The organism is Nocardia sp. bgisy134 (genome assembly GCF_057708325.1).
This window is the reverse complement of record NZ_JBYIRW010000009.1, coordinates 53,262-78,673: the sequence shown is the minus strand read 5'-3', so window position 1 is coordinate 78,673 and position 25,412 is coordinate 53,262. Positions and strand designations below refer to the sequence as shown.

Annotated in this window: 21 protein-coding genes and 1 pseudogene; 18 read left to right on the top strand and 4 right to left on the bottom strand. The window is 69.5% G+C overall.

Going from position 1 to position 25,412, the window contains the following annotated elements; translation table 11 throughout:
* Positions 1–6: 6 nt before the first annotated feature.
* The 11 genes and pseudogenes from metH to AC3ERS_RS17405 all read left to right on the top strand — a co-directional run.
* A complete protein-coding gene (gene metH, locus AC3ERS_RS17455) occupies positions 7–3,603 on the top strand; it encodes a methionine synthase (RefSeq protein WP_431968699.1) in 3,597 nt (1,198 codons plus the stop codon).
* 460 nt (positions 3,604–4,063) lie between these two features.
* Positions 4,064–5,746, top strand: a complete 1,683-nt coding sequence (locus tag AC3ERS_RS17450; RefSeq protein ID WP_431968698.1) for a serine/threonine-protein kinase — start codon at positions 4,064–4,066, stop codon at positions 5,744–5,746.
* A 207-nt stretch (positions 5,747–5,953) separates the two neighbouring features.
* Positions 5,954–6,625, top strand: coding sequence for an HAD family hydrolase (locus tag AC3ERS_RS17445; RefSeq protein WP_431968697.1), 672 nt, complete (start codon positions 5,954–5,956; stop codon positions 6,623–6,625).
* 250 nt (positions 6,626–6,875) lie between these two features.
* Positions 6,876–7,736, top strand: a complete 861-nt coding sequence (locus AC3ERS_RS17440) for a HalD/BesD family halogenase (RefSeq protein WP_431968695.1) — start codon at positions 6,876–6,878, stop codon at positions 7,734–7,736.
* Positions 7,737–7,787: 51 nt separating this feature from the next.
* Positions 7,788–8,609: a class I SAM-dependent methyltransferase gene (locus AC3ERS_RS17435; RefSeq protein WP_431968693.1), complete on the top strand. Its 822-nt coding sequence runs from the start codon at positions 7,788–7,790 to the stop codon at positions 8,607–8,609.
* Positions 8,610–8,764: 155 nt separating this feature from the next.
* Complete coding sequence (locus tag AC3ERS_RS17430) at positions 8,765–10,582, top strand: choline/carnitine O-acyltransferase (RefSeq protein ID WP_431968691.1); 1,818 nt, start codon at positions 8,765–8,767, stop codon at positions 10,580–10,582.
* Positions 10,579–11,145, top strand: a complete 567-nt coding sequence (locus AC3ERS_RS17425; protein ID WP_431968689.1) for a GNAT family N-acetyltransferase — start codon at positions 10,579–10,581, stop codon at positions 11,143–11,145. Before AC3ERS_RS17430 ends, AC3ERS_RS17425 begins: the two co-directional genes overlap by 4 nt.
* Positions 11,146–11,383: 238 nt before the next feature.
* A complete protein-coding gene (locus tag AC3ERS_RS17420; RefSeq protein ID WP_067847679.1) occupies positions 11,384–11,647 on the top strand; it encodes a phosphoribosyl-ATP diphosphatase in 264 nt (87 codons plus the stop codon).
* Between the two features lie 125 nt (positions 11,648–11,772).
* Positions 11,773–12,624: an ATP phosphoribosyltransferase gene (hisG, locus tag AC3ERS_RS17415; RefSeq protein ID WP_431968687.1), complete on the top strand. Its 852-nt coding sequence runs from the start codon at positions 11,773–11,775 to the stop codon at positions 12,622–12,624.
* Positions 12,625–12,772: 148 nt separating this feature from the next.
* Positions 12,773–12,907 (top strand): hypothetical protein, encoded by a 135-nt coding sequence (locus tag AC3ERS_RS17410; protein WP_431968685.1) that lies wholly within the window; start codon positions 12,773–12,775, stop codon positions 12,905–12,907.
* 78 nt (positions 12,908–12,985) lie between these two features.
* Positions 12,986–13,131: pseudogene (locus AC3ERS_RS17405) on the top strand (putative sulfate exporter family transporter); the annotation flags it as partial.
* A gap of 13 nt (positions 13,132–13,144) precedes the next feature.
* On the opposite strand, the gene AC3ERS_RS17400 reads toward AC3ERS_RS17405, so the two are convergent.
* Positions 13,145–14,053, bottom strand: coding sequence for a RecB family exonuclease (locus tag AC3ERS_RS17400; RefSeq protein ID WP_431968683.1), 909 nt, complete (start codon positions 14,051–14,053; stop codon positions 13,145–13,147).
* 82 nt (positions 14,054–14,135) lie between these two features.
* Here AC3ERS_RS17400 and AC3ERS_RS17395 point away from each other — a divergent pair, with 82 nt between their 5' ends.
* A complete protein-coding gene (locus AC3ERS_RS17395; protein WP_431968681.1) occupies positions 14,136–14,969 on the top strand; it encodes a tRNA (adenine-N1)-methyltransferase in 834 nt (277 codons plus the stop codon).
* A gap of 92 nt (positions 14,970–15,061) precedes the next feature.
* Here AC3ERS_RS17395 and AC3ERS_RS17390 read toward each other — a convergent pair whose 3' ends face one another.
* Positions 15,062–15,595 carry a WKL family lipoprotein gene (locus AC3ERS_RS17390; RefSeq protein WP_431968679.1) on the bottom strand — a complete coding sequence of 178 codons (534 nt, stop codon included), beginning with the start codon at positions 15,593–15,595 and terminating at the stop codon, positions 15,062–15,064.
* Positions 15,596–15,775: 180 nt separating this feature from the next.
* On the opposite strand from AC3ERS_RS17390, the gene arc reads away from it, so the two are divergent.
* A complete protein-coding gene (gene arc, locus AC3ERS_RS17385) occupies positions 15,776–17,536 on the top strand; it encodes a proteasome ATPase (RefSeq protein WP_431968677.1) in 1,761 nt (586 codons plus the stop codon).
* Between the two features lie 746 nt (positions 17,537–18,282).
* On the opposite strand, the gene AC3ERS_RS17380 is transcribed toward arc, so the two are convergent.
* On the bottom strand, positions 18,283–19,827 hold the full coding sequence (locus AC3ERS_RS17380) for an acyl-CoA synthetase (protein WP_431968675.1): 1,545 nt from the start codon (positions 19,825–19,827) through the stop codon (positions 18,283–18,285).
* 141 nt (positions 19,828–19,968) lie between these two features.
* Here AC3ERS_RS17380 and AC3ERS_RS17375 point away from each other — a divergent pair, with 141 nt between their 5' ends.
* Complete coding sequence (locus AC3ERS_RS17375) at positions 19,969–21,096, top strand: PucR family transcriptional regulator (RefSeq protein ID WP_431968673.1); 1,128 nt, start codon at positions 19,969–19,971, stop codon at positions 21,094–21,096.
* Between the two features lie 95 nt (positions 21,097–21,191).
* A complete protein-coding gene (locus AC3ERS_RS17370; RefSeq protein WP_431968671.1) occupies positions 21,192–22,070 on the top strand; it encodes a bile acid:sodium symporter family protein in 879 nt (292 codons plus the stop codon).
* A gap of 6 nt (positions 22,071–22,076) precedes the next feature.
* On the opposite strand, the gene AC3ERS_RS17365 is transcribed toward AC3ERS_RS17370, so the two are convergent.
* A complete protein-coding gene (locus tag AC3ERS_RS17365) occupies positions 22,077–22,580 on the bottom strand; it encodes a PNPOx family protein (protein WP_431968669.1) in 504 nt (167 codons plus the stop codon).
* Positions 22,581–22,713: 133 nt separating this feature from the next.
* On the opposite strand from AC3ERS_RS17365, the gene AC3ERS_RS17360 reads away from it, so the two are divergent.
* The 3 genes from AC3ERS_RS17360 to AC3ERS_RS17350 all read left to right on the top strand — a co-directional run bounded on the left by AC3ERS_RS17360 (position 22,714) and on the right by AC3ERS_RS17350 (position 25,399).
* Complete coding sequence (locus AC3ERS_RS17360; protein ID WP_431968667.1) at positions 22,714–24,249, top strand: glycosyltransferase family 39 protein; 1,536 nt, start codon at positions 22,714–22,716, stop codon at positions 24,247–24,249.
* Positions 24,250–24,271: 22 nt separating this feature from the next.
* Positions 24,272–24,640 carry an arsenate reductase family protein gene (locus tag AC3ERS_RS17355; RefSeq protein WP_431968665.1) on the top strand — a complete coding sequence of 123 codons (369 nt, stop codon included), beginning with the start codon at positions 24,272–24,274 and terminating at the stop codon, positions 24,638–24,640.
* Between the two features lie 78 nt (positions 24,641–24,718).
* A complete protein-coding gene (locus AC3ERS_RS17350; RefSeq protein ID WP_431968663.1) occupies positions 24,719–25,399 on the top strand; it encodes a TIGR00266 family protein in 681 nt (226 codons plus the stop codon).
* The last annotated feature ends 13 nt before the right edge of the window (positions 25,400–25,412 follow it).

Below are 25,412 nucleotides of genomic sequence, written 5' to 3'. Positions count from 1 at the left end.
GTACACATGTCTGTGTCCCGCTCCGCCGTGTTCGATACCACGCTTCTCGACACGCTCCGTCGGCGTGTAGTCATCGGTGACGGCGCTATGGGCACGATGTTGCAGGCCGCGGATCTGACCCTGGACGATTTCCGCGGGTTGGAAGGTTGTAACGAGATCCTCAACGAAACCCGGCCCGACGTGCTGCGCGACATCCATCGCGCGTACTTCGAGGCGGGTGCCGACGCGGTCGAGACCAACACCTTCGGCTGCAATCTGCCGAACCTCGCCGACTACGACATCGCCGACCGGATTCGTGATCTGTCCGAGCGCGGCACCCGGCTGGCCCGCGAGGTGGCCGACGAGATGGGGCCGAGCGAGGACGGCACGCCGCGGTATGTGCTCGGTTCGATGGGGCCGGGCACCAAGCTGCCGACGCTGGGGCACGCCCCGTACACGATCTTGCGTGACGCCTACACCGAGTCGGCGCTCGGCATGCTCGAGGGCGGCGCGGACGCGATCCTGATCGAGACCTGCCAAGACCTGTTGCAGGTGAAAGCCGCGGTGACGGGCAGCAGGCGGGCGATGGAACGGGCCGGCCGGCGGATTCCGATCATCACCCACGTCACCGTGGAGACCACCGGCACGATGCTGGTCGGCAGTGAGATCGGCGCGGCGTTGACGGCGATCGAGCCGCTCGGCATCGACATGATCGGCCTGAACTGCGCGACCGGTCCGGACGAGATGAGCGAGCATCTGCGGCATCTGTCGCGGCACGCGCGGGTGCCGGTCTCGGTGATGCCGAACGCGGGCCTGCCGGTGCTCGGCGCCAACGGCGCGGAGTATCCGCTGACGCCGGAGGAGCTGGCGGTCGCGCTGCGCGGTTTCGTCTCCGAGTTCGGTCTGGCGCTGGTGGGCGGCTGCTGCGGCACCACGCCGGAGCACATCCGCCAGGTGCGCGATGCGGTGCGCGAGGTCGAGCCCGCGTTGCCGCCGATCACCGAGCGCCGTGCCCCGGCGCACGAGCCGAGCGTGTCGAGCATGTACACCTCGGTGCCGTTCGAACAGGACGCCTCGGTCCTGATGATCGGCGAGCGCACGAATGCCAACGGCTCCAAGGCTTTCCGCGAGGCCATGCTGGCCGAGGACTGGCAGAAGTGCCTGGACATCGCCAAGGACCAGACCCGCGACGGCGCGCACATGCTCGACCTGTGCGTCGACTACGTCGGCCGCGACGGCACCAAGGACATGGAGGCGCTGGCCTCGCGCCTGGCGACCGCGTCGACCTTGCCGATCATGCTGGACTCCACCGAAGCCCCGGTGCTGCAGGCTGGGCTCGAGCACCTGGGCGGCCGGTGCGCGGTCAACTCGGTGAACTACGAGGACGGCGCGGGACCGGAATCCCGGTTCCAGCAGACCATGCGGCTGGTGGCCGAGCACGGCGCCGCGGTGGTCGCGTTGACCATCGATGAGGAGGGGCAGGCCCGCACCGCCGAGAAGAAGGTCGAGATCGCCGAGCGCCTGATCGCCGACATCACCGGCAACTGGGGCCTGGTCGAGTCCGACATCATCATCGACACCCTGACCTTCACCCTCGGCACCGGTCAGGAGGAGTCGCGCCGCGACGGGCTGGAGACCATCGAGGCGATCCGGGAACTCAAGCGCAGGCACCCGCAGGTGCAGACGACCCTGGGCCTCTCCAATATCTCCTTCGGCTTGAACCCGGCCGCGCGGCAGGTGCTGAACTCGGTGTTCATGCACGAATGCGTGCAGGCGGGCCTGGACTCGGCGATCGTGCACGCCTCCAAGATCCTGCCGATGAGCCGGATCCCGGACGAACAGCGCGAGACCGCGCTCGACCTGGTCTACGACCGCCGTACCCCGGACTACGACCCGCTGCAGAAGCTGATGGCGTTGTTCGAGGGCGTCTCGACGTCGTCGTCGAAGGCCTCGCGCGCCGAGGAGCTGGCCGCGCTGCCGCTGTTCGAACGGCTCGAGCGCCGCATCGTCGACGGCGAGAAGGCCGGTATGGAGGCCGACCTGGACGCGGCCATGGCCGAGGTGCCGCCGCTGCAGATCATCAACGAGACGTTGCTGGCAGGCATGAAGACCGTCGGCGAACTCTTCGGCTCCGGACAGATGCAGCTGCCGTTCGTGCTGCAGTCGGCCGAGGTGATGAAGTCCGCCGTCGCGTACCTGGAACCCCACATGGAGGCCACCGACGACTCCGGCAAGGGCCGCATCGTGCTGGCCACCGTCAAGGGCGACGTGCACGACATCGGCAAGAACCTCGTCGACATCATCCTGTCGAACAACGGCTACGAGGTGGTCAACCTCGGCATCAAGCAGCCGATCGCGACCATCCTCGACGCCGCGATGGACAAGAAGGCCGACGTGATCGGCATGTCCGGACTGCTGGTGAAGTCGACCGTGGTCATGAAGGAGAACCTGGAGGAGCTCAACGCCAGGGGCGTGGCCGACCAGTTCCCCGTGCTGCTCGGCGGCGCCGCGCTGACCCGTGCCTACGTGGAGAACGACCTGACCGAGGTGTACGAGGGCGACGTGCACTACGCCCGCGACGCCTTCGAAGGCCTGCGGTTGATGGACGACATCATGACCCGCAAGCGCGGCGGCGGACTCGACCCGGACAGCCCCGAGGCCGTCGCCGAGCGCGAGAAGGCCGCCGAGCGCAAGGCCCGCCACGAACGTTCCAAGCGGATCGCCGCGCAGCGCAAGGCGGCCGAGATCCCCGTCGAGGTGCCCGCCCGCTCGGACGTTGCCGCCGACCTGCCGGTGCCGGTGCCGCCGTTCTGGGGCACTCGCGTGGTAAAAGGCCTTGCGCTGCACGAATATTCGGGACTGCTCGACGAGCGGGCGCTGTTCCTCGGCCAGTGGGGTCTGCGCGGCCAGCGCGGCGGTGACGGGCCCTCCTACGAGGAATTGGTGGAGTCCGAGGGCAGGCCGCGGCTGCGCGCCTGGCTTGACCGGCTGTCCACCGAGGGCGTCCTGCAGCACGCGGCCGTGGTCTACGGCTACTTCCCCGCCGTGTCGGAAGGCGACGACGTCGTCGTGCTCACCGAGCCGGATCCCGATGCGCCGCACCGCTATCGATTCACCTTCCCGCGCCAGCAGCGCGACCGGTTCCTGTGCATCGCCGACTTCCTGCGCTCGCGCGACGACGCCAAGGCCACCGGTCAGGTGGATGTGCTGCCGTTCCAGCTGGTGACGATGGGTCAGCCCATCGCCGACTTCGCCAACGAGCTGTTCGCCGCCGACAACTACCGCGATTACCTCGAGGTGCACGGCATCGGCGTCCAGCTCACCGAGGCACTCGCCGAATACTGGCACCGCCGCGTCCGCGAGGAACTGGTGCTGGACGGGCATTCGGTGGCCGAATCCGACCCCGACGACGTGCTGGACTACTTCAAGCTCGGCTATCGCGGCGCGCGCTACTCCTTCGGCTACGGCGCCTGCCCGGAGCTGGAGGACCGCGCCAAGCTGGTCGACCTGCTCGAAGCCGACCGCATCGGCGTCGTCCTGTCGGAGGAACTCCAGCTGCATCCCGAACAGTCCACCGACGCGTTCGTCCTGCTGCACCCCGAGGCGAAGTACTTCAACGCCTGATTCGTCCGGCGAGAACGGCGGCTCCGCGCTGTGTGGAGCCGCCGTTCCGCTGTGAGCGGCGCACACGGCTCGGGGAGATGTGACGGTACTCACCGCGATGAGCGGAGGGCCGCCATCGCCCGGCCCCTGCCATGGGCCCTGACCTGCTGAGACGTGCGGAAGCGCGGGTCACCGCACGGGTGTCGCCGAAGTATCTGTTACCTGCGGGTACGCTTGATGTTTCGAGGCGACCTGGGTATTCGACCGCCCGGTCCGCGGTATCGGGTCACGCGGCTGGATGTCTGTCGGGTCCGTATGCCATTGTCGAAGAGTTGCAACTGCATCCGGAGCAGTCGGCGGATGTTGTTCGTCTCGCTGCTGACGGGTGCAAAACACTTCGGAGCGTATGGGTTTCGCGGGAAACTCGCCGAGCGCACCGGAGTGCTGGACGGCTCGGCGCATAGCAGGAGGGGCACGACCCATGACGGCGGATCGGTTGATCGCTGGACGGTATCGGCTGACGGATCCGATCGGCACCGGCGCGATGGGTGTGGTGTGGCGGGCGACCGACGTGCGGTTACGCCGCACGGTGGCGGTGAAACAGCTGCTACTCGGGCCCGGGCTCTCCAAGGCGCAGGCGCTGGAGTCGAAACTGCGCGCGATGCGTGAGGGGCGGATCGCCGCGCGGCTGCACCACCCGAACGCGATCACCGTCTTCGACGTCGCCGAAGAGGACGGCCAGCCGTGGCTGGTCATGGAATACATGAACGCGCCGAGCTTGGCCGTCAAGCTGTCCGGTCGGCGCACCCTGTCGCCGATCGAGGTGGCCAAGATCGGCGCGCAGGCCGCCGCCGCGCTGGCCGCCGCGCACGACGCGGGCATCATGCACCGCGACGTGAAACCCGCCAACCTGTTGGTCGCCGACAACGGCACCGTGAAGATCACCGACTTCGGCATCTCGCGCGCGGTCGGCGACGTGACCGTCACCGCCACCGGATTCCTCGCGGGCACCCCCGCGTACCTCGCGCCGGAAGTGGCGCGCGGCGAGAACCCGGAACCGGCGTCCGATGTCTTCGCCCTCGGCTCCACGCTCTACGCCGCGGTGGAGGGCGCGCCGCCGTTCGGCGAGGGCGACAACCCGCTGGCGGTGCTGCACGCTGTCGCGCGGGCCGATGTGCCGCAACCGCGGCAGGCGGACGGACTCGGACCGGTGCTGATGCACCTGCTCGCCGCGAGCATCGACGCGCGCCCGAACATGCGCGAGGCGCAGGAGGCGCTGGAAGCCGTTGCGGCGGGCCGGGTTCCGGCGCTGGCCGCGGCGCCGGTGGCGACCAAGGTGCTCCCTGCGCCCGGCGCGGACGCGACCACCGTGCTCGCCACGTCCGCCGCCACCGCGAGCACCGCGAACGCCTCCGACGCCACCGAATTCGTGCCGACGGCGGCCCTGGCCTCGGCGCCGCCACGCGGGCCGTCCGGCGGCGGTACGCTGCCCGGCGCGACCACGGGTGGCGGGCCGAACAAGCAGATCCTCGCCCTCGCGGCCGCCGCGGTGGTCGTGCTCGTCGTGATCGTGGTGGCGTTCGCCCTCTCCGGCGGGGACCGAGGCGGTTCGGACGGTCCCACCGCCGCTCCGCCGCCCGGCACCGGTGAGCCGGTGCAGCCCCCGACGGACGCGGGCGGGCAGCCGACCCAGGAGCCCCAGGCTCAGGTCCCCACCGCCGCGCAGCCGACCGGGGCCCCGACTTCCGCACCGCCGAGCGCATCCCCGTCCGCCACACCGTCGATCAGCCCGTCGGGGTCGCCGAGCAGCACGACGCGTCCGCCGACGACCACGATCACCACGACGCCGTTCGGCCCGCCGACGCCGGACCGGATCGCCCAGTTCATCCAGGGCTACTACGGCATGCTGCCGGGCAACGTGTCCGGCGCGTGGACGCAGCTCGCACCGGGCTACCAGGCCCAGACCGGCGGCTACAACTCCTACGCCGCGTTCTGGTCGACCATCCGCTCGGTCCAGGTCAACGGGATCACCCCACGCGGCGACGACGGCGCCACCGTCGCGCTGACCTACGTGAAGACCAACGGCTCGGTCGATCGGGAGAACCGCTGGATCCAGGTTCGCCAGGACGGCGGCAGGTTGGTCATCACCGCCTCCGGAGTGTGACGCTCCGCCTGTCGGGGGACTCTCGCCCCAGCGCCGTCCCGCGCGGACTGGCGACAGACCGCGTCCGGCGGCGCCTGCCGGACCCGTGGTCCGGCCGTGCCCGGCCGACGGAAGGTGCGGGGGCGGTGCCCATTACGCTGGACGTCGGTTTCCCCGGCGGGCGCACGGTCCGTCGATTCGATCGGCGCACGAGGAGAACGACCGCACGTGACAGCGCGACTCGCCGCGGTGCTGTGGGACATGGACGGGACGCTGCTGGACTCGGAGAAGCTCTGGGACATAGGTGTCAGGGAGCTGGCGGTCGAACTCGGCACCGCGATGGCCGACGAGATCAGGCACGCGCTCATCGGCGCGTCCGGCCCGAACGCCCTGCGCATCCTGTTCGACGGACTCGGCCTCGACCCGACGCCGCAGGCCCTGCGCGACGCCGCGGGCTTCCTGGAGCGGCGGGTGACCGAGTTGATGACCGGCCCGATCCCGTGGCGGCCCGGCGCCAAGGGCGCCCTCGGCCTCGTCCGCGACGCGGGCCTCGCCTCGGCGCTCGTCACCAACACCAAACGCTCGCTCACCGAGTACGGCCTGGACACCCTCGGCCGCGATTTCTTCGACGTCTCCGTCTGCGGTGACGAAGTGCCGGAGGGAAAACCCGAACCGGACGTCTACCTACGCGCCGCCGAGCTGCTCGGCGTCCACCCGCGCGACTGCGTGGCCATCGAGGATTCGCCGACCGGCGCCCGCGCCGCCGCGGCCGCGGGCTGCGCCGTCCTCGTCGTCCCTTGCGAGATCCCGGTCCCGGAAGCGCCCGGCCTCGTCTTCCGCGACACCTTGGTCGGTCTCACCCACGTCGATCTGGAACGCACACTGCACGCCCGCGGCTGACGCTCCTTCGCGCGTCCGCGGCGGCGCCGCGATCGCGTCCGGCGGGGCGGGAGCCGTTGCGCGAGCGGAAGAAGACGTCGCGGAGCGAACCCGGGACTGGTCGGTCGGATCGCGTTGCGAGTACCGAGCAAATGCTCGGGAGTTACTGTCCTGCAACGCAAGTGCGCGCAGATGGTAAGTGTGACCGTATTCACCGGCAACTTTTCCGAATCCCCGGGCGTGTCGTCGATTTCTGCACCAAGATGACGCCATGGCTGCGACGGGTGTGCTGGACGAAATCGTCGATACCGCAAGGTATCCGCTCGCGTCGCAGGGGTCGGCGGGGTGGCGGGCGGCGGTCGACGCGGCGCGGGCCGACCTGGCCGACGGCGGCTGCACCGTCCTGCGCGAGTTCATCCGTCCCGAGCTGATCGAGACGCTGCGCGCGCAGGGCGAGGACATCGCGCCGCACGCGCACTACGAGGTGGAGCGGGTCAACGCCTACAACATTCCGCTGAACACCGAACTGCCCCGGGATCATCCGGGCCGCATCGTGATGGAACGCGGAAACGCGTTCGTGCCCCGCGACCGCATCCCCGCCGAGGCGCTGATCCACCGGCTCTACACCAGCGACGCGTTCCAGCGCTTCGTCGCGGACTGCTTCGGCCTGTCCGAACTGCACGAATACGCCGATCCGCTGGCGGGACTGTGCCTGAACGTGGTCGCGCCCGGCATGTCGCATCCGTGGCACTTCGACACCAACGAGTTCACCGTCAGCATGCTCACTCAGCTGCCGGAAGCGGGCGGGGTCTTCGAATACTGCCCCGACATCCGCACGCCGCACGCCGAGAACCTCGCCGATGTGCGCGACGTGCTCGCCGGTTCCGGCGAGCGCCTGATCCGCAGGCTCGAACTGCGCCCCGGCGACCTGCAACTGTTCCAAGGTCGCTTCTCCCTGCATCGCGTGTCCCCGGTTTCCGGTGGCAGGCAACGACACTCGGCGATCTTCGCCTACACGGACCGGCCCGGTGTCATCGGCACCGTGGAGCGGACCCGCCAGCTGTTCGGCCGCGTCCTGCCCGAACACGTCGCCGAGGACCGCTTGGTCCGCGGTGACCGACTACTCGACTGAGCTCAGCTCGACCCGATCGACTGGGCTCAGCTCGACCCGAGAGGAACACACGTGCCAGTGCCGTTAGACACGACCGGGAAAGCCTCCTTCGACGACATCTACGACCGTCCCGATCCCCGCGACTACTACGCACGGATGTCCGAGCTGGACTACCGCATACCGGAACTGGCGAAGCCCTTCTTCGAGCAGCAGATTCGGGAGTACCGCGCCTCCGCGCGCGTGGCGACGCCGACCGTGCTCGACATCGGCTGCTCCTACGGCGTGAACGCGGCGCTGCTGCGCTTCGAGACCAGCATCGATGAGCTCACCGAGCACTACCGCACCGCCGCCGAGGTCGACCGTGCGCAGCTCGTCGCGCGCGATCGCGACCGTCTCGCCGGCTGCGAACATCATTCCGACGTGCGCTTCGTCGGCGTGGACGTCTCCGGCCCCGCGCTGGACTACGCGCACGCCGCGGGATTCCTGCACGACATCGTGCACGCCGACCTCGAATCCGCCGATCCCACCGACGAGCAGTGCGAGGTGCTCGCCGCCGCCGACATCGTCCTGTCGACCGGCTGTATCGGCTACGTCACCGAGAAGACGCTGCTGCGGATCGCCACCGCGCACCCGCGGCGCAGGCCGTGGATGGCGCACTTCGTGCTGCGCATGTTCGATTTCGATCCGATGGCCGAAGAGCTGGCGGCGCTCGGCTACCGCACCGAGCAGGCGTCCGGTTTGTTCGCGCAGCGCAGGTTCGCCTCCGCCGACGAACAGCAGCGCGTGCTGAACACGCTGTCGGACAAGGGAATCGACACCACCGGCCGGGAAGCCGACGGCTGGCTGTACGCGCAGCTCTACCTGTCGCGTCCCGGCCCGAAGGGCCAAGCCTGAGCCTTTCGCTCGAAAACACCGGCAACCTCTTGTCGAAACTCGGCCTCGTCGCCGAGGATCTGTAGTGGAGCGACGCATTCCACGAACTCCCGCGCACGGATGCTGTCCCGCCGTGCGCGTCTCACCCACCGCACCCGAACCGCGAGGACCCCGACTTGACCGACCGCACCTTCGCCGCCGAAGACCACCTGCCCCGGGTACCGCTGCCGACGCTGGAGGACAGCTGCGCCAGGTTCCTGGAGTGGTGCAGCCCGCTGCTCACCGACGACGAACTCGCCACCACCGAGGCGGCGGTCGCCGACCTGCTCCGCCCGGACGGCCCGGGCCGGACGCTGCACGCGGCACTGGCGGACTACGACGCCACGCCGGGCGTCGGCAGCTGGCTCGACCTGTTCTGGCCGTCGCGCTATCTCGGCAGGCGCGACCGAATCGCGTTGAACGCCAACTTCTTCTTCCTCTTCCGCGACGACACGCCGCTGGCCGCCTCCACCGCGGCCGATCAGGTGGAGCGGGCCGCGGCCATCGTCTCGGCCGCCGTCGACTACAAGCTGGCCCTCGACGAGGAGGCGATCCCGCCGGTCACCCAGCGCGGGCAGCAGCTGTCCATGTGGCAGAACAAGTACCTGTTCTCCGAGACCAGGATTCCCGGCGAGCAGCAGGACTCCGTCCGGGTGCCCTACAGCCCGGAGTGGCCGGGACCCTCGCGGGAGCGGCACATCGTGGTGTTCTACCGCGGCAGCATGTTCCGGATGGACGTGATCGGCGCGGGCGGCGCGCCGTACTCGCTCGACGACCTCGCCGACGGTCTGCGCGCGGTACTCAAGGCCGGGTCGCGCTCGGCGCGCACCGACACCGCCGTCGGTCACCTCACCACCAAGGCGCGCGCCGAGTGGGCCGCGAGCCGGACGGCGCTCCGCGCCGAACCCGCCAACGTCGCGGCGCTCGACACCATCGAGACGGCGCTGTTCTGCCTGTGCCTGGAGGACTTCGCCCCGCGCGACACCCTGCACGCCTGCGACCAGCTGCTGCACGGTGACAGCGCCAACCGCTGGTTCGACAAGGCGGTCTCGTTCATCGTCTTCGGCGACGGCCAGGCGGGCATCAACGTGGAGCACTGCGGGCTGGACGGCACCACCATCCTGTCCTTCGTCGACACCGTGCTCGAGTCCTCGGCCGCCGAGCACGCGGAACGCTCGGGCGCGCAGGCGCAGGGGCTGCCGCCGGTGGAATCGATCGAGTTCACCCTCGACGCCGAACTGCGCACCGACATCGCGTCGGCGGGCGCCGCCTTCGCCCGCTACGCGGCCGAAAACGCCACGCAGACCGTCTCTTTCGAGGACTTCGGCACCGCGCGGGCCAAGCAGCTCGGCATCTCGCCGGACGCCTTCGCCCAGCTGAGCTACCAGCTCGCGCACCGGCGCAGCAAAGGCATCACGGGCGCCACCTACGAATCGATCGCGACCCGCCAGTACCGCAACGGTCGCACCGAGGCCATGCGCGTGGTGACGCCGGAGATGATCGCCTTCGTCGACGCCATGCAGGACCCCGCCGCCGACACCGCGACCCGGCTCGCCGCCGCGCGGACCGCCGCGGCCAAGCATGTCGAGCGGGCCAAGCAATGCCAGGCGGGTGACGCGCCGGAGCAGCACCTGTGGGAGCTGCAGTGGATCCAGCGCCGCCGCGGCGCGGAACTCGGTGTCACCGAACCGATTTCGCTCTACGACAGCCCCGGCTGGGTGATCATGCGCGACGACTACCTCAGCACCAGCTCGGCGCCGTCGGTCAACATCCAGTACTTCGGCTTCGGCTCGACCAGCCCGCGCTGCATCGGCGTGGCCTACGTGCTGCTGCCGGACCGCTGGAACCTCTACCTGGCGACGCCCAAGGCGGTGGCCGACCAGATGCACGAGTACGCCGACTACTTGCGCGTCGCGGTCGCCGAACTGGCGGACCTGTTGTCGTCGGGGGAGTGACCGGCGCGGAGGAGGTGCGCACGCCGGAGTTCACCTGGCGTCGCGTCGCCGAAGCGGATTTCCCGCTGCTCGGCGGTTGGCTGGCGCGTCCGCACGTGGCGCGGTGGTGGAACCACGAGACCTCGCCGGAGGCGGTGCGGCGCGATTTCGGCCCCACCGCCCGCGGCGAGGAGCCGGCCGAAGACCTTCTCGCCCACGCCGACGGCGTGCCGATCGGCCTGGTGCAGCGGTGCCGGATCGCCGACTATCCGGAGTACCTCGACGAGCTGCGTGAGCTCGCCGAGGTGCCCGAGTCGGCGATGACCGTCGACTACCTGGTCGGCGAGCCGGACCTGGTCGGGCGCGGCGTGGGTTCGGCGATGATCCGTGCCGCCCTGGCCGACACCTGGGCGGCGTATCCGGAAGCCGACTGCGTCATCGTGCCGGTCGCGGCGGCCAATGCGGCATCGTGGCGGGCGCTCGAGAAGGCGGGACTGCGGCGCGTCGCGGAGGGCGAGCTGACGCCGGACAACCCGGCCAACGGCACCGCGCACTACATCTACCGCGTCGACCGGCCGCGCTGAATCCGGATCGCGCCGCTCGTTTCACTCCGAGTCGCCGTGCCGAACCGCCCCAACGGTTCGGCACGGCGCGACGGGCCCGGGGACGATCCGGTCACCATGGACGCTGGGCGTTCCGCCGCGTTCGGTCCGGCCGCGCGCGGACCTCGTTCGCCCGCGTCCGTCGGACGCACGGCTCGCGGCCGGTCGGAGGTGGACCGGGACGGTAGCTGGGAATGCGCGTCTGAAAGAATGGCCAGCCGTGAAGACTTTCGAAGCCCTGTTCGCCGAGCTGCAGGATCGTGCCATCACCCGCCCCGAGGGTTCCGGCACCGTGGCCGCGCTGGACGCCGGCGTGCATGCCCAGGGCAAGAAGGTGCTGGAGGAGGCGGGCGAGGTCTGGCTGGCCGCCGAACACGAGAGCGACGAATCGCTGGCCGAGGAGATCTCGCAGCTGCTCTACTGGGTCCAGGTGCTCATGGTGGGCCGGGGACTGAAGCTCGACGACGTGTACCGACATCTGTGACGGTCGCGTCCATCCCGTAGTTTCGTTCCCGGGCGTGAACGGGTCAGGCCCGTAGGCGGTAGCGGAGCGTGACCACGGAGGGCCCCCGCTAACGCCAAGTCGAACACCGAAAGGACTCCACCCCCATGCTGCGCGTCGCAGTCCCCAACAAAGGCGCCCTGTCCGAATCCGCGACCTCCATCCTGGCCGAGGCCGGATACCGCAAGCGCACCGACTCCCGCGACCTGAGCGTGCTCGACCCCGCGAACCAGGTCGAGTTCTACTTCCTCCGTCCCAAGGACATCGCCGTCTACGTCGGCTCCGGCGAACTCGACCTCGGCATCACCGGCCGCGATCTCGCGCTGGACTCCGGTGCGCCGGTGCAGGAACGCCTCGCGCTCGGCTTCGGCCGCTCCACCTTCCGCTACGCCGCGCCTGCGGGCCGGGAATGGAAGGTCGAGGATCTCTATGACAAGCGCATCGCGACCTCCTACCCGAACCTGGTGCTCGCGGACCTGCAGCGCCGCGGCATCGAGGCCGAGGTGATCCGCCTCGACGGCGCGGTCGAGATCTCCATCCAGCTCGGCGTCGCCGACGCCATCGCCGATGTGGTCGGTTCGGGGCGCACGCTGCGCCAGCACAACCTGGTCGCCTTCGGCGAAACTTTGTGCGATTCGGAAGGCGTGCTCATCGAGGCCGTCGGGTCGGACCGCAACGACCGGGCCCGCAACCAGCTCATCGCCCGCGTCCAGGGCGTGGTGTTCGCCCAGCAGTACCTGATGCTGGACTACGACTGCCCGAAGGAGCTGCTCGAGCAGGCCGTGCGGATCACGCCGGGCCTGGAATCGCCGACCGTCTCCCCGCTCGCCGACGCCGGCTGGGTCGCGGTGCGGGCGCTGGTGCCGCGCAACCGGGGCAACGCGGTGATGGACGAGCTCGCCGACCTCGGCGCCAAGGCCATCCTGGCCACCGACATCCGGTCCTGCCGGGCCTTCTGACCTCGCCGGACGCCGGGCGGATACCGGAGTGTATCCGCCCGGATCGTCCGTTCCCACCGATCGATTCACGCGGAGTTCAACCGCTGCGACCCGCGGCGGCGCGTTGGTACGGTGCGGCCTCTCGATGAGGAACGCAAGGAGCACCACCGTGTCGCAGACACCGCCCGAGGAACGTCCGGGCAGCACTTTCACCTGGAACGAGGACTGGCTGGCGGCGATCGTCGGACTGGCGCTCGTCGCGCTCGTCCTGCTCGGCGCGATCCCGGATCGGCTGGTGCCCTGATGTCGGACACCCACGCGCGGCAGGCCGATCCCGCGCCCTCCGCCGAGCCGCCGGTGCGCTCGGAAACCTCCGCGCTGCTTCGTCTCGATCGGCCTGGAATTCTCGCTGCGCGGGCTGCGTGCGGCGGGCTGGCGACCTGTCGCCGTCTTCGGTCCGCCGTCGCGGTGAATCTGCTTGTCGGCCTTGGACTCTCGGTGCTGCTGTTCCGCGACTTCAGCGTGTGATCCGGTCCGGAGGTCAGTCGGCGACGGCCTCGGCCAGGGTCTCGTCCGGCGACTCCCCGCCGCCCTCCGGCCAGCCGGGGTAGGGCGGCGGGGTGCCGCCGAACTCCGGGCACAGCGGCTTGTAGTCGCAGTAGCCGCACAGCCAGCTCGTCGACGGCGGGAACTCGCCCGTGCGGCCCGCCTCGCGCACCGCCGTCCACAGCGCCGACAGGGTGCGTTCGAAGCGGCCGAGCTCTTCGATGTCGGGCGCGTAGGTGAGGATCTGCCGGTCGGCCAGGTAGATCAGGCGCAGCTGGGCGGGCAGCACGCCGCGGGTGCGCAGCACCACCAGCGCGTAGAACTTCAGCTGGAACAGCGCCTTGGTCTCCTGCGCGAGACCCGGCGCGCGTCCGGTCTTGTAGTCGACCACCCGCAGCTCGCCGGTCGGGGCCACGTCGATCCGGTCGACGAACCCGCGCAGCAGCACGCCGTCGTCCAGCTCGACCTCGACCCTGGCCTCGCGGGATTCCGGCTCGAACCGGGTCGGGTCCTCCAGCTGGTAGTAGCTCTCGACCAGCGCGCGGACCTCGCCGAGGAACGGCATGAGCCCGTCGGCCGCGACCAGCTCCGCGATCTCCGGCTGCGCGGCCAGCACGCGGTCCCAAGCCGGTTCCACCAGCGCGGCGGCGCGCTCGAGTACGCGGTCCGCGGCGGGCAGCCCGTACAGGTCCTCGAGCACCGCGTGCACCACCGTGCCGCGCACCGCGTGCCGCGAGGGCGGCTCCGGAATCCGGTCGATCGCGCGCAGCCGGTACTTCAGCGGGCACTGCTTGAAATCCATTGCCCGCGAAGGGGACAGCGCGGGCCTGCGGCGCGTCTCGGCGGGCGCGGGCTCCGGTGCGGAGGCGGCGTCGGCAGGGGGCGTGGACACGGGCGCTGGCATACCTGGCAGGCTATCCGGCGGCACCGACACGCCGGTGCCGAACCGCGACGACAGCGCGAAGACCAGCAGCGAACGGAGATTCATGACGGCCAGACGGACCGGGCCATTCACCACCGGGGACCGGGTGCAGCTGACCGATGCCAAGGGACGCCTCCACACGGTGATCTTGGAGCCGGGCAAGGAGTTCCACACCCACCGCGGCGGGATCAAGCACGACGATCTGATCGGCGCCGACGAGGGCAGCCTCGTGCACTCCACCAACGGCACCCCGTATCTGGCCCTGCGCCCGCTGCTGGTCGACTACGTGCTGTCCATGCCGCGCGGCGCGGCCGTCATCTACCCGAAGGACGCCGCCCAGATCGTGCACGAGGGCGATGTGTTCCCCGGCGCGCGGGTGCTGGAGGCCGGGGCGGGCTCCGGCGCGCTGACCTGTTCGCTGTTGCGGGCGGTCGGCCCGGAGGGCGAGGTCGTCTCCTACGAGATCCGTGAGGACCACGCCGAGCACGCCGTTCGCAATGTGGAGCGCTTCTTCGGCGAACGTCCAGCTAACTGGAGTCTCACCGTCGGCGACGTCGCCGACTACGCGGGCGATCCGGTCGACCGGGTGGTGCTGGACATGCTGGCGCCGTGGGACGCGCTGCCCGCGGTGTCCAAGGCGCTGGTGCCGGGCGGCGTCCTCATCGTGTACGTGGCGACCGTCACCCAGCTGTCCAAGGTGGTCGAGGCGCTGCGCGAACAGGAGTGCTGGACCGAGCCGAGGTCATGGGAGTCGATGGTGCGCGGCTGGCACGTCGTCGGCCTCGCCGTCCGCCCCGAGCACCGCATGCAGGGCCACACGGCCTTCCTGGTGAGCGCCCGCAGGCTCGCCGAGGGTGTGGTCACCCCCAAGCCGCAACGCCGCCCCTCGAAGGGCTGAGGCGCTCGGGAGCCGCAGCGCCGAGAACGCGCCCGGGCGAGGTTTCACCGGAGACGGGGAAATCACGCACGGGCGCGCGGGCCGAGGTGCGACTAGGACGTGCAGGGCGCCTGGGCGAAGCCCAGCATGGTGCACGCGGTGGCGTCCGAGAGCTTCCACTTGCCGTCGACGTGCTGCCAGGTCATCGGCATGGCCGGGGCCGAGCCGTGCGGGGAGGTGATGACGACCTGGGCGGTGGCGGTCTCGCCCTCGGTCTTGACGTCGCTGACCACGAAGGTGAGCTGGCCGTAGCCGGCGAGCAGCTGGTTCATCTGGTCGATGTTGGCGGCGCGCTTCTCACCGTCCACGATGATCGCGGTCTTCTCGGCTGTGGGCTTGCTGGGATCGGCGACCAGTGCCAAGGTGGCCTGCAACTCCTCGGGCTTGGGAGCGTCGCCCGCGGCGTGGTCGTGCCCGCCCGCCGCGCCGGTGGTGGCCGCTGCCGAGGTGGTGACCACCGCCGAGGTGCCGGTCGCGGCGGTGTCGGAGGAGTCGTCCGAGCCGCAGGCGGTCAGCCCCACCGTAACGGCGAGGGCTGCCGCGGCGGTAGCCACGGAAACACGCAGGGTTTTGGCAGGAAGGAGCATTGTCCAGCAACCTTTCGGCTCGGGTGACGAGGGACCTCGCCCACGTCGGGTTAGGGCAGGCTAACATGGACACTCAGCCGCCGATCGCAGCACAGATGTGATCACGACGAAACCATGTCGGAAAGCGAGAACGGTTCGCGCCCGGTAGCGTTGATAGACCGGGACTGGGAGGAGCAGCACATGAGCCCCATCGAGAATTCGGATTCGGCGGCCTGGAGAGAGCTCGAGGCGATACGCGCCGAGGCGGCTGCACTCCGAAGGCAACTCGCCGATTCGCCGGATCGCACACGGGAATTGGAAGCCCGCATCGATTCGCTGACCATTCGCAACACGAAGCTGATGGACACGCTCAAGGAGGCGCGCCAGCAACTGGTCGCGTTGCGCGAGGAGGTCGATCGGCTGGGTCAGCCGCCGAGCGGATACGGCATTCTGATCGGCGTGTACGACGATCAGACGGTCGACGTGTTCACTTCGGGTCGGAAGATGCGGTTGACGTGTTCACCGAACATCGACACCGCGATCCTCGAGTACGGCCAGACCGTGCGCCTCAACGAGGCGCTGACGGTCGTCGAGGCGAACACCTACGACTCGGTCGGCGAGATCGGCACCCTGCGCGAGATCCTCGATGACGGGCGCCGCGCGCTGGTCGTCGGCCATGCCGACGAGGAGCGCGTGGTCTGGCTGGCGGGCCCGCTGGCGAAGGTCGCCGAGGTCGATGATCTGGACGACCCCGATGCCCCCATTCGCAAACTGCGGCCCGGTGATTCGCTGCTGGTCGACACCAAGGCGGGCTTCGCTTTCGAGCGCATCCCCAAGGCCGAGGTCGAAGATCTCGTGCTGGAGGAAGTCCCCGACGTCGACTACAACGACATCGGCGGTCTCGGACGCCAGATCGAGCAGATCCGCGACGCGGTGGAACTGCCGTTCCTGCACAAGGATCTGTTCCGCGAGTACGCGCTGCGCCCTCCCAAGGGCGTGCTGCTCTACGGTCCGCCCGGCTGCGGTAAGACGCTGATCGCCAAGGCGGTGGCCAACTCGCTGGCCAAGAAGATCGCCGAGGCGCGTGGTGAGGATGCCAAGGAAGCCAAGTCGTTCTTCCTGAACATCAAGGGCCCCGAGCTGCTCAACAAGTTCGTCGGCGAGACCGAGCGCCACATCAGGATCATCTTCCAGCGGGCGCGCGAGAAGGCCTCCGAGGGCACTCCGGTGATCGTGTTCTTCGACGAGATGGACTCGATCTTCCGCACCCGCGGCTCGGGCGTCTCCTCCGATGTGGAGACAACCGTTGTGCCGCAGCTGCTTTCGGAGATCGACGGTGTCGAGGGCCTGGAGAACGTCATCGTCATCGGCGCCTCCAACCGCGAGGACATGATCGACCCCGCGATCCTGCGGCCCGGCCGCCTGGACGTGAAGATCAAGATCGAGCGGCCGGACGCCGAATCGGCGCAGGACATCTTCTCCAAGTACCTGACCGAGCACCTGCCGCTGCACGCCGACGATCTCGAAGAGTTCGGCGGCGACAAGGTCGCCTGCATTGCCGCAATGATCGAACGGGTCGTCGACCGGATGTACGCCGAGAGCGAGGACAACCGCTTCCTGGAGGTCACCTACGCCAACGGTGACAAGGAAGTCCTGTACTTCAAGGACTTCAACTCCGGCGCCATGATCCAGAACATCGTGGACCGCTCCAAGAAGTACGCCATCAAGGCGGTGCTCGACACCGGCAACCCGGGTCTGCGCATCCAGCATCTCTACGATTCGATCGTGGACGAGTTCTCCGAGAACGAGGACCTGCCCAACACCACGAATCCCGATGACTGGGCCCGCATTTCGGGTAAGAAGGGTGAGCGCATCGTGTACATCCGCACTCTGGTCACCGGCAAGAACGCCAGCGCCAGTCGTGCGATCGATACAGAGTCGAACACGGGTCAGTACCTGTAGTTCGGTGGTGTGGCGGGCCGTGTCTCCTTTGGGGGCGCGGCTCGCGCCGTGTCGGGTGAGCGCATTGTGTACATCCGGCTGCGCTCGATGCACCGGCAAGAACGCCAGCGCCAGTCGTGCGATCGATACAGAGTCGAACACGGGTCAGTACCTGTAGTTCGGTGGTGTGGCGGGCCGTGTCTCCTTTGGGGGCGCGGCTCGCGCCGTGTCGGGTGGTGGTTGTGCCGAGGGCCGCGTCTCCCATGGGCGCGGCCCTTCGCCGTGTCCGGCGAACGGATCCCCGCGTTCCACTGAATGGAATGTGATTCAACCCACTGGACGCTTGTCTGGGAAGATAATGCCAGCTAGGAGCCCTGCTCTAGGTGTGCGCGCGATGCTTCTCCGGTCTTTTTGGACCGAAAACGCCTCCGGCAAACATCTGAATCATGCATGCTTCAGATTAACGGCGCGCCGACCGTGCGCACCGTATCGAGATGAGGAGCACCCCATGTCCGGATCTGCAGCGGATTTCCTGGCCGAAGTTCTGATCAAGACCATCCAGCAGCTGCTGGGGTCGGGCAGCGCGAGCTGAGCCCACCGCCGCCTCCGCGGCGGCCATGCGCGGACGGCCGACGGACGCCGTCGGGCAGCGCACGTGGCCACCGCGCACGACGGATCGAAGGGCCGAGCCTCCCGAGAGGGGGCTCGGCCCTTCGTCTGTGCCGACGCGGAGCGAATCTCGCGCTCCGGGAATAGATCCGGCCCGATCAGTTGACCTGCCGTGCCCCGGTGTCCCAATACTTCTGCCGCAGATCGCGTTTCAGGATCTTCCCGGCGCCCGACACCGGCAGCGCGTCCACGATCTCGATGCTGCGCGGCGCCTTGTACCCGGCGATCAGTTCCTTGGCGTGGCCCCGGATCTCCTCCGCCGTCACCTGCCGGCCCGGCTTGCAGACGATGACCGCGTGTACCCGCTCGCCCCATTCGGTGTCGGGCACGCCGATGACCGCCACCGCGGCGACCGCCGGATGCGCGGCGACGGCGTTCTCCACCTCGGCGGAGTACACGTTCTCGCCGCCGGAGACGATCATGTCCTTGATGCGGTCCACGATGTAGACGTAGCCGTCCTCGTCCATGTAGCCGCCGTCGCCGGTGTGCATCCAGCCGTCCCGCACCGCGTCCGCGGTCTCGGCGGGCTTGTTCCAGTAGCCGAGCATCACGTGGCCACCGCGCACGACGACCTCGCCGACCTCGCCGCGCGGCACCTCGACGCCGTCGGAATCCACGATCCGGACCTCGCTGTGCGGGGCGGCCCGTCCCGCCGAGCGCAACCGACCGGCCAGATGGTCCTGCGGGCCCAGCAGGGTGGCGATCGGCGCGACCTCGGTCATGCCGTAGGCCTGGGTGAACCCGGCTCGCCCGAAGGCGGCCATCGCGCGCTCGAGCACCGCCTGCGAGATCGGCGAGGCGCCGTACATGATGTGCTCCACGCTGGACAGGTCGAACTCGGCGGCGCGGGGATGGTCGACCAGCATCTGGATCATCACCGGCACGAGTACCGAGGAACTCACCCGATGCTGCTGGATCGCGGTCAGCGTGGCGACCGGATCGAACGCGGGGATCATCACGTGGGTGCCGCCCAGCATCAGCACACCCTGCCATCCGGCCAGGTCGGCGAGGTGGAACATCGGCGCCGCGTGCAGGAAGACCGCACCGGGAGCCATCAGGTATCCGGTGGCGACGCCGCCGAGCGCGGAGGTCAGCAGGTTCGCGTGGCTGAGCACCACGCCCTTGGGGAATCCGGTGGTGCCGCCGGTGTAGAAGATGCCCGCCGGCGCTGCGCCGCCGCGGCGCGCGTCGGGGATGGGCGTGGCATCCGCGATGAGCCGCTCGTAGTCGAGCGCGCCCTCGGGGGCCGGGCCGTCGCCGCAGTGGACAACGGCGCGGAGCTCGGGATACTGCGCCCGCAGCGCGGGGACCATGGGGGCGAACGCGTCGTCGACGAAGAGGACCCGGCTGTCGGAATCGGCCAGGGAATAGGCGATTTCGGCCGGGCTCCAGCGGATGTTCACCGGATTGAGGACGGCGTCCGCCCACGGCACCGCGAGCAGGTACTCGTGGTAGCGGTCGGAGTTCAGTGACAGCATCGCCACCCGGTCGTCCGCGCCGACGCCGAGGCCACGCAACGCGCCCGCCAATCGGGACACCCGGTCGAGCACCTCCCGGTTGGTCCGCGTCCGCGGGCCGCAGATGGTCATCAGGCCGTCGGGGTTGTGCTGGGCGGCGCGGTGCAGGCCCTGAGTCAGATACATCGTCTATTCCTCGTCGAACAGCGGTGGTGGGTCCCGACGAGTATTCGGCGGGAGGTGTGATCTGCGCCATGGAGGGCGTGTCGAACTATCAGTCGCCAGTTTGTTGATTTCTCTAAACGCCCGGCCGTAGGGTCGATCGCCATGAGCAGACTCTCGACCGCCGCGGAACGCCGAGCGGTGGTGCGCGTGCGGGATCGGGCGCCCGAACTGGTCGACCGCATCGTGGCGCGGGCGAGGGCGGAGGTGCCCGCGTACGCGCCGCTGCCCGCCGCGACCATCGCCGCGTCGACCACCTCGATCGTCGACCGCCTGCTCACCGCGCTGCACGACGGCAACCTGCTGGCCGCCGCGGATCTGGCCGCGCTCCGCGAGTTCGGCGAAATCCGTGCCCGCCAAGGCATTTCGCTCGCCGATGTGCAGAACGGGTGGCGCATCGCGGTGCGCGAGATTCTCGCCGAGCTGAGCGCGGCCGCGGGCGAGAGCCAGGCCGCCGATCGCACACTGCTGAGGCTGACCACCGCGCTGCTCGATCTCGTCGACGTGGCCGTCGTCCCGTACAGCGCTGGGCACCGCGACGTCGAGATCGCCGCGGCACGGCACGACGAGCAGTTCCGCGCCGAGTTCACCAGGGCCGCGCTGCTCGGCACCCTCGGTCCCGCGGACCTGCGCATCCGCGCCCAGCAACTCGGCGCGGACCCGGAGCTCGAGTACCGCGCGTACCGCGCCAGGACCGACGAATCCCGCGCCGCAGGCCGGAGCATCGCCCCGCGCGGGTTCGTGACCACGGTGGACGGCGATATCGCCGGTTTTGTGGAAAAGTCCAGAAGCCCGGAAGGGCACGGGGTCGTCGGCCTCGGCCCGCCTGCCCGCCTGGAGGACCTGGCTCGCTCGTTTCGCCTGGCGGGCCGCATGCTGACCACCGCGCAGCTGTTCGGCCGCACCGGAATCGTCGACCTGGACAGCGTCGGCCTGCTGCCCGCGATCGCCGCCGATACCGACCTGGGCGGGGAACTCGTCCGGCGCTATCTGGCGTCCCTCGGCGACGGCGAGTCCGTCCGCACGGTCGTCGACACCGTCGAGGCGTACCTCGACACCGGCATGCGCGTCGAGGTCACCGCCGAGCGACTCGTGGTGCACCCCAACACCGTTCGCTACCGCCTCGGTCGCTTCGAAGAACTCACCGGCGCCGATCTGCGCGTCGCGCACACCGCGCTGCAAGTCTGGTGGGCGATTCAATACCGGAAGGCGCAGTACCCGCCGCGCGGATGAGACATTCGCCGCGCGGGCTTTCCTTGCGTGTCTTCCGTCGCTACGGTCGACTCCGGCAATGCCGCTCGCGGGCGTCGGTTCGGAAGGAGATCCGCATGGGTTCAACGGCTTTCGCCGTATTTCTGCCGCTGGCGCTGGCCCTGGTGATGTTCGGGCTCGGGCTGACGCTCACCGTCGACGATTTCGCCAGGGTGCTGCGCTATCCCGCGGCCGCGGCGATCGCGCTGGTCTGCCAGATGGTGCTCCTGCCCGCCGCCTGCCTGGGGCTGATCCTGCTGTTCCGGGTGGAGGGCGCGCTCGCGGTGGGCATGATGCTGCTCGCGGCCTCGCCGGGCGGACCGTCGGCGAATCTGTTCAGCCACATCGCCGGTGGGCACGTCGCGCTGAACATCACACTCACGGCGGTGAATTCGGTGCTCGCGGTGTTCACCATGCCGCTGGTCGTCGCGCTGTCCTACACGGTGTTCCTGGACGGCGAGGGCTCGATCGGGCTGCGGCCGGACAAGTTCGCGCAGGTCTTCGCGATCGTGCTGGTGCCCGTCGCGCTCGGCATGTGGGTGCATCGGCGGTTCACCGACTGGGCGCGGCGGATGCGCGGCGCGGTCAAGGTGTTGTCGATCGTGGTGCTCGCACTGGTGGTCGCGGCGGCGGTGGCGAAGAACTTCGAGACGCTCACCGAACACCTCGGCGAGCTGGCCGCGCTGTGCCTGGTGTTCGCCGTGCTGAGCCTGACGGTCGGGTATTTCGCGCCGCGGCTGTTCGGAGTCGACGACGATCAGGCCGTCGCCTCGGCGATGGAGATCGGCATCCACAACGGCGCGATCGCCATCGCCGTCGCGGTGACGGTGCTGCACAACGACACGATGGCGGTTCCCGGTGCGGTGTACGGCGTGCTGATGAACATCCCCGCCGCCGGGGCGGCCTACCTCCTGGCTCGACGCCGTCGGCCTGTTCGGGCGACCGCCACTGTGTGAGCGGGATCAGACCGGCCGCAGCTCGACGACGACACCGCCCTGCCGCCAGGTCTGGTAGATGTCGGCCTTGTTCGGGGAACCGTCGGCGTCGAACCCGATGCCGCTGAACGAGGCGTTGGTTTTGTTGTCTTTCGCGATGATCTCGAACAGCCGCATCACCTCCTCCTCGCCGGTGTGCACCACGGGATCGAAGCGTTCGGGCGCGCCACCGCGGGTCAGCGTGACCGACGTGCCGGTGCGCAGGTTCTTCACCCACGGCCGCAGCACGGTGCCGACCAGCAACGCGCTGCCGTGGCGGGTGTATGCCACAGGCACTTCGTAGATCTTGCCCGAGGTGCGGCCGACGACGTGCAGCGTCATCAGTCGTTTCCCGACCACCCCGGAGAGCACGGGGACGCGCAGCAGCGAGCGTATTACGCGGTTCACCACGGCCTGATAGCGCGGGATCGGACTGGGACCGCTGGTAGTCGGTGTTCCGTAAGGATTTTCGGGCTTCGATGTGTCGCTCATCCTTCCAGTATCTGTCGATCCCCCGTTGGCTACGCCGAAAGGCTGATCTCGACTCCCCCCGTGGGCGGATGGGCGGGCGGCCGTTTCTCGTTAGATTCGACCAGGCCCGAGTCCGAACTCGTCGAGGAGCGGCGTGACCGATACCGTTGAGCGTCAGGAGCTGGACGTGGCAGGGGAGGAGCGCCCTCCGGCGGCGACCGCGGGTATCGCCGTAGTGGCGGGTATCTCCCTTGCGGTGCTGCTGTTCTCGGCCGCTCGCTACGACTACTTCGGCGACGAGCTGTACTTCCTCGCCGCGGGCCGTCACCCGTCCTTCGGTTACGCCGATCAGGGCCCGGTGCTTCCGATGCTGGCCCGGCTCATGGACACCATCGCTCCCGGCTCGTTCTTCGTGTTCCGGCTGCCCGCGGTCGCGCTGACCACGCTCGCCGTGGCGCTCACCGCGCTGCTGGCCAGGGAGCTGGGCGGCGGGCGCGGCGCGCAACTGCTCGCGGCCGCCGCCTACGCGACCTCACCGTTTCTGCTGTTGCAGGGCAAGATGCTCACCACCAACGCGATCGACACCGCGTTGTGGGTGATCGTCACCTGGCTCGTGGTGCGGTGGGTGCGCACCCGCCGCGACTCGCTGCTGCTGTGCGCCGCGCTGGTGACGGCGCTGGACATGCAGGTGAAGTGGCTGATCCCGTTCTTCTGGATCGTGGTCGCCGTGACCTCGCTGGCCCTCGGTCCGCGCGAGCTGGTCCGGCGCCCGCTGCTGTGGCTCGGCGGCGCGATCGTCCTGCTCGCGACGCTGCCGACGCTGATCTGGCAGGCGGGCAACGGCTGGCCGCAGTTGCGCATGGGCGAGGTGATCAGCGGCGAGCAGGGCGTACTCGGCGGGCGGCTGATGTTCGTGCCCCTGGCCATCCTGACCGCGGGCATTCTCGGCGCGGTCGTGCTGGTGTACGGCGTGTGGGCGCTGCTGCGCACTCCGGCCCTGCGCCCGTACCGCTTCCTCGGGGCCACGCTACTGCTGCTCGTCGCGATCTTCCTGGTGACGGGCGGACGTATCTACTACGTGGCGGGCATGTACGGCGTGGTGCTCGCCGCGGGCGCGGCCGGACTGGTCGAGCAGGCGGGCCGACTGGGTCCCTCGCCGCGGCGGCTGCTCACCGGGGGCGGGTCGGCGGTCGTGCTGTGCTCCGCGGCGCTCGTGCTGTGGTCGACACCGTGGCAGCACCCCGACCACATCGCACCGCCCGCCGACGATGCCGAGGCCGCGATCAACATCGGCGTATACGGCGAATTCGGCTGGCCCGAGCTGACCGCCGCGGTGTCGCGGGCCGCGGCGGCCCTCGCCCCGGCCGAACGCGCGAACGCCGTCGTCGTCACCGACACCTACTGGCAGGCCAGCGTGCTCGACCAGTTCGTCCGCGACGAGCTGCCGCCGATCTACAGCCCGAGCCGCGGCTACGGCTACTTCGGCAGGCCGCTCGACGAGGCGAGCACCGTGCTCGCCGTCGGGATGACCGAGAGCTTCCTGCGCTGGAATTTCGACAGCGTGGAGCCGGTCGGCAAGGCGGACAGCAGGCTCGGCTTCCCCGGCAACACCCAGGACGTCACCGTGTGGAAGTGCACTGGCGCGCGTCATCCGTGGGCCGAGACCTGGCCGGACTTGATGCACCTGTAGCGGGACGTGATTATCTGGAGGCATGACATCTGGGCAGACCGAGATCTGGCACAACCCGCGGTGCTCGAAGAGCCGCGCCGCGACCGCGCACCTGGACGAGACGGGTGCGACCTACACCGTGCGCCGCTACCTGGACGACCCGCCCACCGCCGACGAGTTGCGCGAGGTGCTGCGGCGGCTCGACGCGCAACCGTGGGACATCACCCGCACCGGCGAGCAGATCGCCAAGGATCTGGGCATGGCGGACTGGGGCCGCACGCCCGCCGACCGGGATCGGTGGATCGCGGCGCTGGCCGACAACCCGCAGCTCATCCAGCGTCCGATCGTGCTCACCGGCGACGGCGGCGCGGTGGTCGCGCGCAGCGAGGACACGCTGCGCTCGCTCGACTGACGATCCAGCGAATCCCGGTCTCCCGGGGCCGAATTCGCTCATCCCTGTCCACCGCGCACACGCGGTAGGGTCGGCGGCATGAAGGTAAATCTGCGCCACAACCCCGCCTCCACCGTCGCGCGGTGCTTCCTGGCAGGCGGGGAGCCGATGCGGGTCGAGAGCGGCGCCATGGTCGCCCATTCGGCGGGAGTCACATTGCAGGCCAAGGCCGAGGGCGGCATCCTGGCCGGGCTCAAGCGCTCGGTGCTCTCCGGAGAATCGTTCTTCGTCTCCACCTTCACCGCTCCGCCGCAGGGCGGCTGGGTCGACGTCGCGCCCGCCCTGCCCGGCGACATGCTGAACCTGCAGATCACCCCGGACCGGCCGTACTTCATCAGCCGCGGCGGCTGGATCGCCAATTCGCACGGCGTGCAAGTGGAGAGCAAGTGGGGCGGCTTCGCGAATCTGTTCGGCGGCGAGGGCGGCTTCGGCCTGCGCGCGCACGGCGACGGCGAGATCGTGGTCGGCGTCTTCGGCGCGATCGATGTGATCGATCTGCAGCCGGGCGAACCGATCACCATCGACACCGGACACGTGGTGGCCTACGACCTGGCCATGAACTTCACCATCCGGCGCGCCGTCTCCGGCCGCTCCATTCAGTCGCTGAAGTCCGGCGAAGGCTTCGTCTTCGACTTCGTCGGTCCCGGCCGGGTGCTGCTGCAGACCCGCAATCCCGGCGCGTTCCTGTCCTGGGCCAGCACCGGCGCCTCGTCGAGCTGACCGCGGCGAGGGT